Annotated in this window: 12 protein-coding genes; 10 read left to right on the top strand and 2 right to left on the bottom strand. The window is 72.3% G+C overall.

From position 1 onward, the window contains the following. Window positions 1-6: 6 nt before the first annotated feature. The 10 genes from AOM02_RS12000 to AOM02_RS12045 all read left to right on the top strand — a co-directional run bounded on the left by AOM02_RS12000 (window position 7) and on the right by AOM02_RS12045 (window position 11,933). Complete coding sequence (locus AOM02_RS12000) at window positions 7-870, top strand: ABC transporter permease (protein WP_062299478.1); 864 nt, start codon at window positions 7-9, stop codon at window positions 868-870. Beyond that, window positions 863-1,597 (top strand): ABC transporter ATP-binding protein, encoded by a 735-nt coding sequence (locus AOM02_RS12005; protein WP_062299480.1) that lies wholly within the window; start codon window positions 863-865, stop codon window positions 1,595-1,597. The genes AOM02_RS12000 and AOM02_RS12005 overlap by 8 nt, the downstream gene beginning before the upstream one ends. Beyond that, entirely contained in the window at window positions 1,594-2,562 is a 969-nt protein-coding gene (locus tag AOM02_RS12010; RefSeq protein ID WP_062299488.1) for a hypothetical protein, read from the top strand. The genes AOM02_RS12005 and AOM02_RS12010 overlap by 4 nt, the downstream gene beginning before the upstream one ends. A 1-nt stretch (window position 2,563) precedes the next feature. After that, a complete protein-coding gene (locus AOM02_RS12015) occupies window positions 2,564-3,712 on the top strand; it encodes an acylneuraminate cytidylyltransferase (RefSeq protein ID WP_062299490.1) in 1,149 nt (382 codons plus the stop codon). Then, a complete protein-coding gene (locus tag AOM02_RS12020; RefSeq protein WP_156156214.1) occupies window positions 3,705-4,901 on the top strand; it encodes a DUF6716 putative glycosyltransferase in 1,197 nt (398 codons plus the stop codon). The genes AOM02_RS12015 and AOM02_RS12020 overlap by 8 nt, the downstream gene beginning before the upstream one ends. A 13-nt stretch (window positions 4,902-4,914) precedes the next feature. Continuing rightward, a complete protein-coding gene (locus tag AOM02_RS12025) occupies window positions 4,915-7,053 on the top strand; it encodes a hypothetical protein (RefSeq protein WP_062299494.1) in 2,139 nt (712 codons plus the stop codon). Between the two features lie 207 nt (window positions 7,054-7,260). Then, on the top strand, window positions 7,261-8,136 hold the full coding sequence (locus AOM02_RS12030) for an N-acetylneuraminate synthase family protein (RefSeq protein WP_062299496.1): 876 nt from the start codon (window positions 7,261-7,263) through the stop codon (window positions 8,134-8,136). Between the two features lie 62 nt (window positions 8,137-8,198). After that, a complete protein-coding gene (locus AOM02_RS12035; protein WP_062299498.1) occupies window positions 8,199-9,185 on the top strand; it encodes a glycosyltransferase family 2 protein in 987 nt (328 codons plus the stop codon). Further along, entirely contained in the window at window positions 9,185-10,552 is a 1,368-nt protein-coding gene (locus AOM02_RS12040; protein WP_062299500.1) for a polysialyltransferase family glycosyltransferase, read from the top strand. The genes AOM02_RS12035 and AOM02_RS12040 overlap by 1 nt, the downstream gene beginning before the upstream one ends. A gap of 82 nt (window positions 10,553-10,634) precedes the next feature. After that, on the top strand, window positions 10,635-11,933 hold the full coding sequence (locus AOM02_RS12045; protein ID WP_062299503.1) for a hypothetical protein: 1,299 nt from the start codon (window positions 10,635-10,637) through the stop codon (window positions 11,931-11,933). A gap of 42 nt (window positions 11,934-11,975) precedes the next feature. Here AOM02_RS12045 and AOM02_RS12050 read toward each other — a convergent pair whose 3' ends face one another. After that, window positions 11,976-14,726, bottom strand: coding sequence for an LGFP repeat-containing protein (locus tag AOM02_RS12050; protein ID WP_062299505.1), 2,751 nt, complete (start codon window positions 14,724-14,726; stop codon window positions 11,976-11,978). Then, window positions 14,723-15,259, bottom strand: coding sequence for a hypothetical protein (locus tag AOM02_RS12055; protein ID WP_156156215.1), 537 nt, complete (start codon window positions 15,257-15,259; stop codon window positions 14,723-14,725). The genes AOM02_RS12050 and AOM02_RS12055 overlap by 4 nt, the downstream gene beginning before the upstream one ends. Window positions 15,260-15,368 lie beyond the last annotated feature (109 nt).

The following is a 15,368-nucleotide window of genomic DNA, read 5'->3' on the forward strand; positions in this document are numbered from 1 at the left end:
AGACGTGTGACCGAGATCGACTACGCCGCGCTCGCGCGGGAGGCGGGCCTGCCGCGCGTGGGTGCGCGACAGGACCTTCCGGCGTACCTCAAGGAGATGTGGCAGCGCCGTCACTTCGCGATCCGGCTGGCGCGCTACCGCATCGAGGGCAGCCTCAACCAGAACCGCCTGGGCCTCGCCTGGGTCGTCCTCAACCCGCTGCTGCAGGCGGCCGTCTACGGCCTGATCTTCGGCGTCATCATGCCGAAGTCGTCGCGCGAGGGCATCAACTTCATCCCGTTCCTCGTGACGGGATTCTTCATCTTCTCGTTCTTCAGCAAGTCGTTCTCCCAGGGCGCCCGGGCGATCACGGGCAACACGTCCCTGGTGAGGAGCCTGAGCTTCCCGCGCATGCTGCTGCCGCTGGCGGCGGTGCTGCGCAACATCTACGAGCTCGTGCCGATGATGGCGGTGCTGTCCGTCATCCTCATCGGCTTCGGCGAGTACCCCACGTGGACCTGGCTGCTCGTGCCCGTGATCCTCGCGTTCATGACGATGTTCAACATGGGTGTGGCCCTCATCGCCGCGCGCCTCACGGTGCACGTCCGCGACGTCACCGAGATCATCCCCGTCATCACGCGCCTGATCTTCTACACGACCGGCATCTTCTACTCGCTCGAGCAGGTGCTGGCGGACAAGCCGGCATGGATGCTGACGCTCGCGAGGCTCAACCCCGTGCACGACTTCGTCGAGCTCGTCCGCTGGGCCTTCATGGGCGGCGACACGGACATGACCCAGCTCGCGGTCATCGCCCTGATCGCGTCGGTGGTCACGCTGATCGTCGGCGTCTTCTTCTTCTGGACCGCCGAGGAGCGCTACGGCCGTGAATGAGCAGCGCAAGCCCACCATCGTCGTGGACGACATCCACGTCCAGTACAAGACCTTCGCCTCCGGCAAGGCAGCCTCGGACCGCCGCTCGCTGATGCAGCGCCAGCGCGGCGTGCGCATCGTCAAGGCGATCAAGGGCGTGTCCTTCGCCGCCTACGAGGGCGAGTCGATCGGCGTGATCGGCCACAACGGGTCCGGCAAGTCGACGCTCATGCGCGCCATCGCTGGCCTGCAGCAGCCGGTCAAGGGCGCCGTGTACTCCGCGTCGCGCCCCGCGCTGCTCGGCGTCAACGCCGCGCTCATCAACGACCTCACCGGCGAGAAGAACGTCATGCTCGGTGGTCTCGCGCTCGGCATGACGCCCGACGAGGTCGCGTCCCGACGCGAGGGCATCATCGAGTTCTCCGGCATCCGCGAGTTCATCGACATGCCCATGAAGGCCTACTCGTCCGGCATGGCGGCGCGCCTGCGCTTCTCCATCGCGATCTCGCGCGACCACCAGATCCTGCTGGTCGACGAGGCGCTCGCGGTGGGCGACAAGGACTTCCGCGCCAAGAGCGAGCAGCGCATCCGCGAGCTCCGCCAGCAGGCCGGCACGGTCTTCCTCGTGAGCCACTCGATGCGCTCGATCATGGACACCTGCACCCGCGTGCTGTGGATCGACCACGGCGAGCTCAAGATGGACGGCGACCCCAAGGAGGTCGTCCGCGCCTACAAGAAGTCGAAGTGACCACGGACGACCCCCGCGTCGGGTGGGTCGAGTCGCCCCTCCAGCTCATCAACGCTGTCGAGGCGGCGGCCGACCTGGATGAGCCCACCCTCATCCTCCTGCGCCGGGGCGTCGCCCAGCTCGCGGACACCGCGCGCTGGCTCGAGCCCCACCTGCCGGAGGGGATCCGCTTCGCCGAGGCGTCCACCGCGACCGACCCGCGCTTCCGCGACGCCGCGCGGCGCCTCGTCGGCGACGCGTTCTCGGGCCAGTTCCGCGCCGTCGTGACCACGACCGGCGCCCGCGACCTTGTGGTGGTCGACGACGGCTCCGCCGCGCTGCACCTCGCCGCGGTGCTCGCCGGCATCGAGCGCTTCTCCCGCATGGGCCAGCGCGAGTCCGCGGTCCAGCGCACGCTCGGCACGCTCACCGGCTCGCGGCTGCGCGCCGCGGCGCGCGCGGGCCGGGTCACGCTCGTCACCGCCTACGCCGACCACGAGGCGATGCCCACGGTGCCCGGCGCCCGCATCGTCCCCAACCGGTACGCGTGGCTGCGGTCGCTCGACGCGGCCCCGCCCGTCGAGCTCCGGTCCGTGGTCGTGCTCGGCTCCGCGCTCGCCGTCGACGGCTACGTCGACCCCGAGCGCTACGAGGCCTGGGCCGCGTCCCACGGGGCCGAGGCGACCTACCTGCCGCACCGGCGCGAGGACCCCGCGGCGCTCGAGCGGCTCAGGGCCGCCGGCCTCGCCGTCGTCGAGCCGGGGCTGCCCGCCGAGATCGTGCTCGGCAGCGCGCGCGGCGTCGCGCACGTGCACTCGCTGCCGTCGAGCACGGGGGCGACGCTGGCGCGCGTGCTGCCCGTGGGCACCGTGATGAAGGTGACGGCCGTCCGCCACGACTGGTGGACCACCCGCGCCGACGAGACGTTCCGTGCCACGCTCGCGTACCTTGCGAGTGCGGACGAGGCCACAACCGAGGAGGACTGACATGCGTGCCGTCGCCATCATCCCCGCCCGCGGCGGGTCGAAGGGCGTGCCCGGGAAGAACGTCGCCCGCGTGGGCGGCGTGCCGCTCGTCGCGCGAGCCGTCAGGGCCGCGCTGGCCGCGCCGTCGATCGACGGCGTGTTCGTGTCGACGGACGATGCGGAGATCGCCGCCGCGGCGCGCGCCGCCGGCGGCGACGTGATCGACCGCCCGGCCGACATCGCGGGCGACCTCGCGACCTCCGAGGCGGCGCTGCTGCACGGCCTCGACGTGCTCGCGGAGCGCGGCATCGAGCCGCAGGTCCTCGCCTTCCTCCAGGCGACCTCGCCCTTCATCGACCCCGCGGCGCTCGACGGCGCCGTCTCCTCGGTGCTCGCCGGCGAGCACGACTCGATGTTCTCGGCCTTCGAGACCTACGCGTTCCTGTGGCAGCGCGGCGGCACCGGCGCGACCGGCGTCAACCACGACCACTCGTTCCGCCCGCGTCGCCAGGACCGCGAGCCGCACTTCCAGGAGACCGGCGCCTTCTACGTCATGGACGTCGCGGGCTTCCGCGCCTCCGGGTTCCGCTTCTTCGGCCGCGTCGGCATCGCGGAGGTGTCCGCGGCCACCGGCATCGAGATCGACGACGCGCACGAGCTCGCGTCCGCACGCGCGCTCGCGTCGCTCCTCGACACGCCCGCCCCGGTCGACGTCGACGCGCTCGTCATGGACTTCGACGGCGTCCACACCGAGGACACCGCCACGGTGGACCAGAACGGCGTCGAGTCCGTCACCGTGAGCCGCTCGGACGGCATGGGCATCTCGATGCTGCGCAAGGCGGGCCTGCCGATGCTGATCCTGTCCCGCGAGGAGAACCCCGTGGTCGCCGCCCGGGCGCGGAAGCTGGGCATCGAGGTCTCGCACGACGTCCAGGACAAGCTGCCGTACCTCGAGCGCTGGGCCGCCGAGAAGGGCGTCGCGATGGACCGCGTCGCGTACGTCGGCAACGACATCCCCGACATCCCGTGCCTCGAGGCCGTCGGCTGGGCCGTGGTCCCGGCCGACGCGCACCCCCGCGCCGCCGCCGCGGCACGCCTCGTCCTCACCCGTGCCGGGGGCCGCGGCGCGGTCCGCGAGCTCGCCGAGGCCATCCTCGCCGCGCGTGGCTGACGCGGCCCGTCCCCGCGCGCTCGTCGTCGCGGACTCCGACTCGTACCTCAAGTGGGCCGTGCGGCGCGCCGCGGACCTGCGCGAGGCGTACGACGTCGAGCTCGTGGTGGTGCGCAACGCCGTCACACCGAGCGCCGCGCAGCGCGCGGCCGCCGTCGACGGCCGCCTGCCCGCGGACCCGCCGCTCGTCACGATGGAGCAGCTCGTGGCGCGCCTGCGCCGCGACCGCCCCGCGCTGCTGCTCCTCGCGTGCCGCGGACCGCTCATCGAGCTGCTGCTGCTCGAGCGGCTCCAGGGCCGGCGTGCGGCGGACGTGGTCGCGGCCGGCATCCCCGGCATCTGGTTCCCGCCGACGGAGCTCGGGCTCCTGCTGCGGGCCGCGTGCGACCTGATCATCGTGCACTCGATCCGCGAACGTGAGGCGGTCGAGGCCCAGCTGCCCCCGGGCCGGCTGCGGCATGTGGGGCTCGCCTCCCTCATCGAGGAGGAGGAGCTCGGGCGATCGGAAAGGCCGCGCATCGTCTTCGCGCCGCAGGCGCTCGTGCCCGCCGCCCCGGAGGACCGCCGCCGCCTGCTCGACTCGCTCGTGGCCACCGCCGCGGCCCATCCGGAGCTCGACGTGGTGATCAAGCTCCGCGGTCTCGCCGGCGAGGCGCAGACCCACAAGGAGGCCGTGTCCTACGAGGAGCTCGCGGAGGGGCGCGAACTGCCCGACAACCTCGTGTTCGCGCAGGGGCCGCTGCGCGAGTACCTCGGCGACTGTGCCGGCTTCGTCACGGTCAGCTCGACGGCCGCGCTCGAGGCGATCGCGGCGGACGTCCCCACGCTCGTGCTCGACGAGTTCGGCGTGAGCGCGGACGTCATCAACGCCGTCTTCGAGGGCTCGGACCTCTTCGGCGGCCTCGACGATCTCGAGGCGCTGCGGTTCCGCACGCCCGACGCCGGTTGGCTCGCCGCGAACTACTTCCACGGGCAGGACGACTGGGTCGACGTGGCCCTCGCGGCCGGCCCCGGGGACCCCGCCCGGATGCCCGACCGGCTCGCCTCGCCGCGCCAGCTCCGCAGGCGCGTGTTCCGCCGCGCGGTCGCGCTCGGCGACGAGGACGGGAGCGTCGAGGGACGCCTGATGCGGCTCGCGAGGCCGCTGGTACGGTGGCTCACGGGGGTTCTGCGGCGGCGCCGGAAGTGACGAAGGAGACCTCATGACCGAGCAGGCCCAGGGGCGCCCCACCGGCACCGGGCACGTGCTCCACATCGGGATGCACAAGTCCGCGACCACCGCGATCCAGGTGGCCGCGGCCGCCGCGCGCGAGCGCCTCGCCGCCAGCGGCGTGGTCTACCCGGGCGAGGGCTCCCACCACAGCGACGAGACCGCGTACCTGTGGACGGCGAAGCGCGCGGTCGCGGACAGCCCCGCGGCCGAGCGGCGCTGGTCCGCCTTCGTCGCGGACGTCGCCGCGACCGGCAGCCGCGCGTTCATCAGCGCCGAGCACCTCGCCGCCGCGAAGCCCGACCGGATCCGGCGCATCGCCGACGACCTCGGCGACGACGTGCGCGTGGTCCTCACCGTCAGGAACTTCGTGTCGATGCTGCCGTCGATCTGGCAGCAGTACATCAAGGAGCGGCGCACGGTCGCGTACGAGGCGTGGCTCGAGGACGTGTTCGGGCCCGAGCCCGGCAGCCGCACCACCCCGAACTTCTGGCCCCGTCACGATCTCGGCGAGCTCGTCGAGCGCTGGGCGGCGGTGCTCGGCCCCGAGCGGATCACGGTGGTCGTGCTCGACCGCGCGCATCCCGAGCGGGTCTACCGCGCCTTCGAGACCGTGCTCGACGTGCCCGAGGGCACGCTGCAGCCCCAGCGGATCAACGCCTTCCAGGCCAACCGCGGCCTCTCGCTCGAGGAGGTCGAGCTGCTCCGACGGGTCAACCTGCGGCTCTCGCACGAGGACTGGCCGGCGCCGCTCTACCGGCCCGCCGTGCGCGGCGGCCTCGTGGGCGGCCTGCAGCGGCTCCACACGCCGGACGAGGCCGAGGGCGTGCTCGCGCTGCCGGACCGGTGGCTCGACACGGCCGTCGCGGTCGCCGAGAAGGGCGTCGCCGAGGCCCTCGCGGCCGGCGTCGAGGTGATCGGCGACCTGCAGGAGTACGCCCGGCGCCCCGCGCCGCGCGGCGACCTCCCGACCACGACCCGCGAGGTGTCGCCGGAGGTGCTCGGCACCGCGATCGCGGGCCTCGCGTCGCGCGCCGTCGCCGCCGGCGTCGGCTTCCACGGGGTGAAGAAGGAGAAGACCCCCACGCTGCTCGCGCAGGCCCCCGCCTCGGACGCGCTCGACGCGGCGCTCGCGGTGCCGGCGCGCGGCACGGCCTCGCTCCGCGTGCTCGCGGGCGCGGACGATGCGGCGGCGGCGATCGCGGCCGGCCTCGAGCCGGGCGTCGCCCAGGGCCTCGCCGAGCGCCTCCTGCACCGCCGGCTCGCGCGCGAGGCGGGGAGCGCCGCCACCGAGCAGTCGCCCCCGCTGGTGGCGCTGTCCGGCGACGCTGCCGCGCTGGTCTCCGCGGGCTGGCTCGACGCCTGGACCCCCGACGAGGTGCGGCGCGCGCTCGACGCGCTCGAGGGGCCCGCGGTCGTCACGCTCGAGCTCCCGGACCTCACCGACGCGATCTCCGCCGCGTGGGAGCGCGCGGTCGCGTTCCGCGGCGCGCACGGCCTCGACGCGTGGGCGGCGTGGGCGACGTCGCCGTCCGCCTGGGGCGCCTGGGGCGCGCTTCCGGATCCGGCGGCGCTCGCGGACGTCGTCGAGGTCCTCGCGAGCCATCCGCGCGTCGGGCGCGAGCGCATCGTCCTGCAGCCCGCCCCCCGCACGACGCGGCGCATGACCGCACTCGAGCTCGAGACGCTCGCCGCGGCCGCCCGCGCCTGGCAGGGGCGCCGCGCGGAGACGCATGGGATCGCGGCCGTCACCCTCCTGGGCGCGATGCCGGGGCTGCGCGCCGCGCGGCCGTTCGAGGCGTCGCCGTCCGTGGTCCCGTCGAGGCTGCTGGCCCGCTACGAGAAGGCCCGGCGCGGCGCCGTGCGACGGATCGAGAGGCTCGTCCCGCCCGCGTCGGCGGAGCTCGCCGCGGCCTGGGCGCGACAGGCTGACGCATCCCCCGCGCCGCTGCCCGCCGAGGCGCCGACGCGGCTCGCGGTCGATCAGGCGGCCGCCGGCTGCCTGGGCGCGTTGTCGGTCGCGATGGGTCGGGGACGCTCCTTCGACGAGGGCGCGGACGCCGGCTGGATGGGCGAGACGCACGGCCGCGAGGCGGGGACGATCGACCTGGTGATGCCGCCGATCGGGTGACATGCGAGGTCTCGCCGCCACGGGTCGCGAAGGCCCAGAATGGTATAACTGGTGCGAAGCAGTCGGCGCCTCCGCACCCGCGGGCCGAGCGCCGACGCACCCCGCGAGGCGAACGACGTGCCCGCGAATGTGAGATGCTGGCGACGGCATTTGACGCGCCCAAGCTACGGCGTCCGGACATGACGGACGCAGGAATGAGGAACAGTCATGACGGATGCGGTGCGGATCGGCGACATTCTCGTCGGTGACGGTCACCCGACCTATGTGATCGCCGAGATCGGCCTGAACCACAACGGTTCGGTGGAGATCGCCAAGAAGCTCATCGACGTCGCTGTCGAGGCCGGCGCCCAGGCGGTGAAGTTCCAGAAGCGCACCCCGGACATCGCCACGCCGGAGCACATGAAGTCGACCCCGCGCGAGACGCCCTGGGGCACGATGACGTACCTCGAGTACCGCTACAAGGTCGAGTTCGAGCAGGCCGAGTACTCCGAGATCGACGCCTACTGCAAGGAGAAGGGCGTCGTCTGGTACGCCTCGCCGTGGGACGAGCCGAGCGTCGACTTCCTCGAGTCGATGGACACGGTCGCCTACAAGATCGCCTCGGCCTCGGTCACGGACCTGGGCATGCTGCGCAAGATCGCGGCGACGGGCAAGCCCGTCATCCTGTCGACCGGCATGTCGACCATCGAGCAGATCGACACCGCGGTCGAGACCCTCGGCAAGGAGAACCTCATCATCCTCCACGCCACCTCGACCTACCCGCTGCCCCCGGAGGAGGCCAACCTCCGCATGATCCAGACCCTCAAGGACCGCTACGGCGTGCCGGTGGGCTACTCGGGTCACGAGCCGGGCCTGCAGATCTCGATCGCCGCCGTCGCGCTCGGCGCCGTGGCCGTGGAGCGTCACATCACGCTCGACCGCACCATGTGGGGCTCGGACCACGCCGCGTCGCTGGAGCCCAAGGGCTTCATCAACCTGTGCCGCGACATCCGCATCATCGAGCAGGCCATGGGCGACGGCGTCAAGAAGGTGTTCCCGGGCGAGCTCGCGCCGCTGTCCAAGCTGCGTCGCGTCGACGGCTGACGCCGGACGGCACGTTCGACAACGACGCCTCGCGCGTCGCATCTGAGAGGGCAAAGGCACACGTGGCACAACCGCGCATCACCGTCATCCTGCCGGTCAAGGATGGCGAAGGGTACGTCGGCACGACGCTCAAGAGCCTGCTGCGGCAGATGCGCGAGCCGGGCGAGCTGAAGGTCGTCGCGATCAGCGACGGATCGACGGACGGCACCGCCGACGTCATCCGTCACTTCGACGGGGCCTTCGCTCATCTCGAGCTCCTCGAGAACGAGACGGCCGTCGGCCTGGCGAGCGCCCGCAACATGGGCCTCGAGCATGCCGAGGGCGACTACGTCGCGTTCATCGACGGCGACGACTGGATGGAGCCGTGGCGCCTCCAGACGCTCGTCGACGAGGGTGACCGGCTCGACGTCGACTTCATCCGTACGGACCACACGACCGTCGCCGCGGGAGTGCGTTCGCTGGTGCGAGCGCCCTTCCCGTGGCGCGGTCGTGCGGCCGTGCCGCGCGACGCGATCCTGCCCGCGCGGGAGACGACGATGGTCGACTACCCCTACGCGTGGGCCGGCATCTTCCACCGCCGCCTCCACGAGCGCGGCCTGCTGGCCTTCCCCGAGGGCCTGTTCACCGCCGAGGACCGGCCGTGGATCTGGAGCCTCCACCTCAACGCGGACTCGTTCGCCGTGGTGGACGCGCCCTCGCTGCTCTACCGGCGCGAGGTGAGCACGTCGCTCACGCAGATCCTCGACTCGCGTCAGCTCGACTTCCTGCGCTCGTTCGACCAGACCCGCCAGGTGGTCGAGGCGGACCCCGAGGCTGACCGCTTCATGGCGAAGCTGACGGCCACCACGATGGCCGTCGCGGCGCACCACCTGCGCCGCCGCCGGCGCATGACGCCGGAGGACCGCGACCGTCTCAAGGCGGGCGTGGCGGACCTCATCGCCGCGCTGCCCCAGGACATCGTGTGGGACGCCTACACGTCCGGTCCCGCGCGCCGCCGGATCACGCTGGCCCGATACGTGCGGGGTGCCCGCGGAAGGACCGACGCCTGATGCCCCAGCTGTTCTCCATCGCCACCGCCTACGGTGCGGTGACCGCCGCGGCCGCCATCGACGCGGGCCTGGTGCCCGAGGGTCGCGGCGAGCGCATCCTCGTGGTGCACGTGGGCGCGCCGGTGCCCGAGATCGTCACCCCGTTCTACGAGCTCGAGGAGATGAAGCCGGTCCTCGCGCGCTTCGACCGCGTGATCGAGCTCAACCCGCTCACGTCCCCGTACCTGCCGCAGGCGTGGAGCCCGCGCTGGATCGAGATGCCGATGTGGCGGCGCCTGCTGCGCTCGTACTGGGACCTCGGCGACGGCGACGTCGAGCTGTACCTGCAGAACCTCCAGGTGCCGCCGTCGACCAGCCTCGCGATGATCTTCGACGGCGGGCCCATCACCGTGATCGGCGACGGCCTCATGAGCTACAGCCCGATCCGCATGAAGATCCCGTACAGCCTCACGAGCCGCCTCACGACCCTGATCTACCAGGACGTGCTGCCCGGCATCCGGCCGGTGCTGTTCTCCGAGCACGACATCGCGCTCGCCCCCGTGACGCCCGAGCCCGTGCGGCGCCTCTTCGAGGAGATCGCCGACGCGTGCGACGACCCGCAGTTCGCGGAGCTCGTCGCCGACACCCGCCCCACCGGCCTGGTGCTCGGCCAGTACCTGTCGGAGCTGGGCCTGATGTCGCGCAAGGAGGAGCGGGACACGCTCATCCGCATGGTGAACCGGGCCGTCGCGATGGGCGGCGAGCGCATCGTCTTCAAGCCCCACCCCTCCGCGCCGCCGATGCTCACGGCGCAGCTGGCCGCCGCCGCGGAGAAGAAGGGCGTCGACTTCGTCGTGTACGAGTCGTCCACCCCCGCCGAGGCGTTCATGGCCCGCGCGAACGTCGTCGCGGTCGTCGCGGGCTTCTCGACCGCGATCCCGTCGGCGGCCGCGCTGTTCGGCCTGCCCGTCGACTCGATCGGCAACAAGCGCCTCGCGAAGCGCCTCAGCCCGTACGAGAACAGCAACCGCATCCCCGTCACCGTGGTCGACGCGATGACGCGGCCGGACAGCCCGTACGCGAGCACCGAGCAGCTGCAGCGGCTCATCGACGCGGTCGGCTACTGCATGCAGCCGCAGATCGCCGGGCACCTCCGCGCGGACGCGGTGGAGCTCGTCGGTTCGCTCGACGAGGAGGAGCGGGAGCGCTACTTCGACGGCGGCCGGCTCGGCGCCCTCGACCTGCCGGGCGGCACCGGGATCCCGACGCAGATCTCCCGCGCGGCACGCCACCTGGGTTGGCACGATGCGGCGGGCGACCTCCGCAAGGGAGCGTCCGTGGCGAAGGCCCGCGCGAAGAAGGTCGCCCGCGCCGCGGGCGGCAAGTGAGGGGACGCGCGACGCAGCTCGCGGGGCCGCCGAGGCCACCCGAGGGCGGACGCCTCCGAGTCACCGAAGGAGTGTGAACCACATGAGCGGCGAGCAGCGGCGCTTCCGGCGCGCGATCGTCCACATCGGCACCGAGCGCACCGGATCGACGACGATCCAGGGCGCGCTGGCGCACAACCGCCGCCGCCTGCGCGAGCAGGGCGTGCTCGTGCCCCGCAGCCTCGGCCGTGAGATCCACGCGCGGCTGTCGGTGATCCTCCAGTCGGTCGACCCCGCGACGGACGCGTTCGCGCAGGGCGCCCTGCGCGGCCTCGGATGCACGCTCGAGGAGGCGAAGGTCAAGGTCCCCGCGCTCTTCGAGGAGGAGATCGCGCGGTACCCCGACGCGCACACGCTCGTGCTCACCGCGGAGCAGTTCCACTCGCGCTTCGCCACGCAGGAGTCCAAGCAGGCGCTCGCCGACTTCGTGCACCGCTACGCGGACGAGGTCACCGTGATCGCGTACCTGCGGCCCCAGCACGACCTGGCGAAGAGCATCTACAACTACCGGATCGGCCGCGGCAACGCGATCCCCAACCGCGTCTTCCCGAAGCTCACCGACCGCAACCGCCACTACTACGACTACCTCGGCCTCATCCGCGGCTACGAGGAGGCCTTCGGCCCGGGCTCGGTGGTGCCGGTCGTGTTCGACCCGCGCTCCTTCCCCGAGGGCGACGTGGTCCGCGACTTCCACGCGCGCGCCGGCCTGCCCGCCGAGGGCTTCACGTTCATCAAGACCCTCAACGCCTCGATCCGCAGCGCCCGCGCGCTCGAGTTCACGCGGCTCCTCAACAACGTCCAGCGCCCGTCCGTGGGCGAGCCCCGCGAGGCGTCGCGCAAGCCGTGGCTCATGGACGTCCTGCGACGTGACGACGCCGACCGGTTCCTCGTGGACGGACGCAAGGCCGCCGCGTTCCAGGAGCAGTTCGACGCCGACAACGAGGAGCTGCGCGCCGCGTACTTCCCGGAGCGCGAGGTCCTGTTCCGCGCGCCTGACGAGGACGAGCGCCCCACCAAGGTGACCCGCGAGGACATGGTCACGCTGGGCGGCGAGGCGTACTTCCGCCTGCGCGACGTGCTGCTCGAGGAGCGCGCGCGGCGCCTGCTCGCGGAGTCGCGGCTCGCGCGCTACCGCTTCCGCCTCGACGAGGCGCGCGACCTCGCGCTGCAGGCCGCGGCCGTCACGCCGCGCGACGGCGGCGCCACCATCGCGATCGCGCGCCACCTCGCGCGCCTCAAGGCGAAGCCCGCGGCCGTCCGGCTGCTCGACGCGTGGATCGACGCGCACGAGGGCGAGCGCTTCACCGACACCGCGATCCGGCTACGCGACCAGTACCGCTGATCGCGGCGGTGACGGGCGGCGCGGAGCCGCCCGTCACGCGCCTCACCCGAGGGTGTGCCAGATCTTCTTGCCGTTGGACTGCAGGGTGCCGCCGGTGAACGGCTGCGACCACAGCGGGCCCGGCGTCTTCACGCGCTCGCCGGCGGGCCAGCCGAGCTTGGAGGCGGGTCCGCCGATCGACCGGTAGTAGGTCAGCATGCGCCCGTCGACGGCGTAGGTGCCGGCCGCCGAGGCGAACAGGTCGCCGCCCTCGAAGGAACGCTGGTCGCCGTACTTGCGATGCACGACGTCCCCGGTGGGCCAGCCGAGCGAGCCGGTGACCGCGCCGTAGCGCTCGTAGCCCTCGAGCAGCGAGGAGCCCACCGAGGCGAGGTGGCGCGAGTCGGAGTAGAGGCGTCCGCCCGTGAAGTCCTGGGTCCAGTACGGCCCGGGGTGCTTGTCCTTGTCCGTCGTCGGCCAGCCCAGCTCCGAGTCCGGTCCGCCCAGCTTCAGGTAGTGGTCGAGCATGGCGCCGCGCACGATCTGCGTGCCGTGCGTCGACTGGAACAGCGTGCCCTTCGAGAACGGCACGCCGATGCCGCCGCCCTCGGCCGCGTACGACGTCGGCTCGCCGGTCGGCCAGCCGAGACGCCCGGACGGGCCGCCGTAGGCGTCGTAGTCCTCCTGGACCGCGGTCGGCACGTAGCCGAGGTACGTGAGGTTCGAGTACAGGACGCCGCCCGAGAAGGCCTGCGTCCAGTACGGCCCATCGTGACGCTCCTTGTTCGTCAGCGGCCAGCCGAGCGCCGAGTCCGGCCCCCCGATGCCCTCGTAGAAGTCGTGCATCGCGCCGCGCACCCCGGCGGTCCCGTAGGAGGACTCGTACAGGGTGCCGCCGGAGAACGGCAGGGCGACCCCGCCGCCGTCGACGTCGTGGCTCTCCGGCTCTCCGGTGGGCCAGCCGTACAGTCCCTCCGGGCCGCCGTACGCGAGGTAGTCGGCGAGCGCGTCCCCGGTGAAGGCGAAGACGCCGTGCGAGGAGGCGTAGACGGTGGTGTCGCCGAACTCCTGGTACGTGCCGCCTCCGTTGGCCTTGACGACGACCACGTCGGACGTGGGCCAGCCCAGGCCGCCGTCGAGCTCGCCCGCGGCCTCGTAGAGGTCGAGGAACTCGTCGCCCACGTACTGGAGCGTGGTGCCGTCGGAGTAGACGCGGCCGCCCGTGAAGTCCTGGGTCCACAGCGAGACCCCGGCCTTCTTGACCTTGTCGGTGGTGGGCCAGCCGAGCTCCCCGGCGGCGCCGCCCAGGCCCTCGAGGTAGGTGAGCATGCCGCTGCTGACCTTGAACACGCCCGCGGCGGACGAGTAGAGCGACGCGTTGCCGCTCGAGAACGTCTGCATCGTGCCGCCGCCGTTGGCGGAGATCCGGCTCACCTCGGCGGTGGGCCACCCCAGCGAGCCGGTCAGCTCGCCCGAGTCCTCGTAGAGGTCGAGGAACTCGTCGCCCACGTAGATCAGCGTCTCGATGTCGGAGTACAGGCGTCCGCCCGTGTAGTCCTGGGTCCAGTACGGCCCGTCGTGCTTGGTCTTGGCGCCGGTGGGCCAGCCGAGGTCGGAGGCGGGACCGCCGAGCGACCAGTAGTAGCCGAGCATGCCGCCGTCGACCTCCTCCGCGCCGCGCCAGGTGCGGAAGATCGTGCCCTTGGTGAACTCCTGGTACCGGCCGCCGCCGTTCTTGCCGACCCAGACGCCGTCGCTCACGGGCAGCCCGGCCCCGCCGTCGACGCCGCCGAGCGCGCGGTACTTCGCGACGAACTGCTTGCCGACGGTGTGCACGCCGTGCTCGGGCGTCCAGGCGATGACGCTGCCCTCGAACTCGCGGTAGTACGCGCCGGTCGAGGCGACGTACCGGACGCCGGTGAGGGGCTTGCCGAGCCAGCCGTCCGCGCCGCCCTGCGCGCGGCGCTCCTTGGCGATGACCTTCTTCGGGTCGACCTTCGTGGACCCGAACCAGTCGGTGTAGAGGCGCCAGAAGTTGCGGTTGCCGTACGCGGAGCAGCCGTTGCCCTCGCCGTAGAGGTTGTCGAGCGCCGCCTTGTTGGGCTGGTAGGGCGTGTAGTTGTACAGGCCCGCGGTCGCCTGGTTGACGATGTAGACGTTCGACGAGCCGCACGTGTAGACCCACGAGCCGTCCTGGTAGACGGGCGGGTGGTAGTAGATGCGGTTGGTCTCGCCGGCCCGGTAGTTGTAGCTGCTCGGGTAGGCGGCGTAGACCTTGTACTGCCGCGCGCCGTAGTAGAGCTGCTTGAGGAAGCCCGCGTAGGCGGGGTTGCACGACGACGTGTCGGGGCACGCGTAGCCCGTGAGCTTGTCGTAGCGGTAGTCCGAGGGCCACGTGTGCGTGACGAGCCCCTGCTCCTTCTGGATCAGCACGAGGAGCGCCTTCTGCGAGATGCCGCAGGACTTGCCGACCTTGCGGATGATCGTCGCCGCGCTCTGGTTCGCCTGGCCCGTGTAGCCGTCGCAGAAGGCGTCCTTGGCGATGTTCGTGGTGGTCTGCTTGAAGTCCTTGAGGCAGGTGTAGCCCGGCTCGCAGGAGTCGACCTTGCCGTTGAGGAAGGCCTGGATGTCGCTGATCGTCATCGCGTCGCCGTCGTAGAAGATCGAGTCCGCGATGATCATGCCGGGGTCGAAGTCGGCACCGTCGGCGGCGTGCGCATCGGCGCTCGACGCGACGACGGCCCCGACGGCGGCGGCGAGCGCGGCGCCCGCGAGGAGGACGATGCGTCGGATCGGGCGAGCTGCGGCGGTCATGGGATCTCCACCTTCATGGCGGCCGAGGTCCCCTCGTGGTCGGCCGACGTGTACGTCAGGGTCAGCGTCCACGTGCCCGCGACGTCCTTGGCCGGCTTCGCCAGCCCGGCGCCGCAGCTCGTGGTGCTGGCGTTCATCAGGCCCGGCCCGCTGAACTCGACGACGTTCCCGCCGGAGGTCAGCGTCACCGTGCACGTGCCGCCGTCCTCGACCACGCCGTCGACGTAGCCGCCGACCTCGAACATGCCCTTGGACACGGCGGCGCGGCTGACGACGACCGCCACGTCGCCGGTGGAGACGTCGGTCGTCTCGGTGGCGGACGGGCTCGGCGTCGCGGACGGCGTCGGCTCCGCCGACGGGGTCACGGACGCGGTGGCTGATGCGGACGGGGTCGGCTCGGCCGATGGCGTCACGGACGCGGAGGCGCTGGGGGAGGGCGACGGCTGCTCGTCCCCGCCGGTGCATGCCGACAGGAGCGCGGCCACGCCGACGGCGCCGACCACCGCCCGAGCGCGAAGGGACCACAGGGACACGTCCACCACCTCCAAGGGGACACTCTCGCACGGCGGCGGGGCCGTGCCCCGGAGACCGGCCGTGGTGTCCCTCACACGGGACGGCGCGGAGGGGTCAGATGACGTAGGA

Source organism: Demequina maris (genome assembly GCF_000971155.1).
Classification (GTDB): Bacteria; Actinomycetota; Actinomycetes; order Actinomycetales; family Demequinaceae; genus Demequina; species Demequina maris.

Bases quoted from the DNA above. Each gene is read 5' to 3' on its own strand.
- AOM02_RS12015 (WP_062299490.1), top strand. From the start codon at position 2,564: ATGCGTGCCGTCGCCATCATCCCCGCCCGCGGCGGGTCGAAGGGCGTG.
- AOM02_RS12025 (WP_062299494.1), top strand. From the start codon at position 4,915: ATGACCGAGCAGGCCCAGGGGCGCCCCACCGGCACCGGGCACGTGCTC.
- AOM02_RS12030 (WP_062299496.1), top strand. From the start codon at position 7,261: ATGACGGATGCGGTGCGGATCGGCGACATTCTCGTCGGTGACGGTCAC.
- AOM02_RS12040 (WP_062299500.1), top strand. From the start codon at position 9,185: ATGCCCCAGCTGTTCTCCATCGCCACCGCCTACGGTGCGGTGACCGCC.
- AOM02_RS12045 (WP_062299503.1), top strand. From the start codon at position 10,635: ATGAGCGGCGAGCAGCGGCGCTTCCGGCGCGCGATCGTCCACATCGGC.
- AOM02_RS12050 (WP_062299505.1), bottom strand. From the start codon at position 14,726: ATGACCGCCGCAGCTCGCCCGATCCGACGCATCGTCCTCCTCGCGGGC.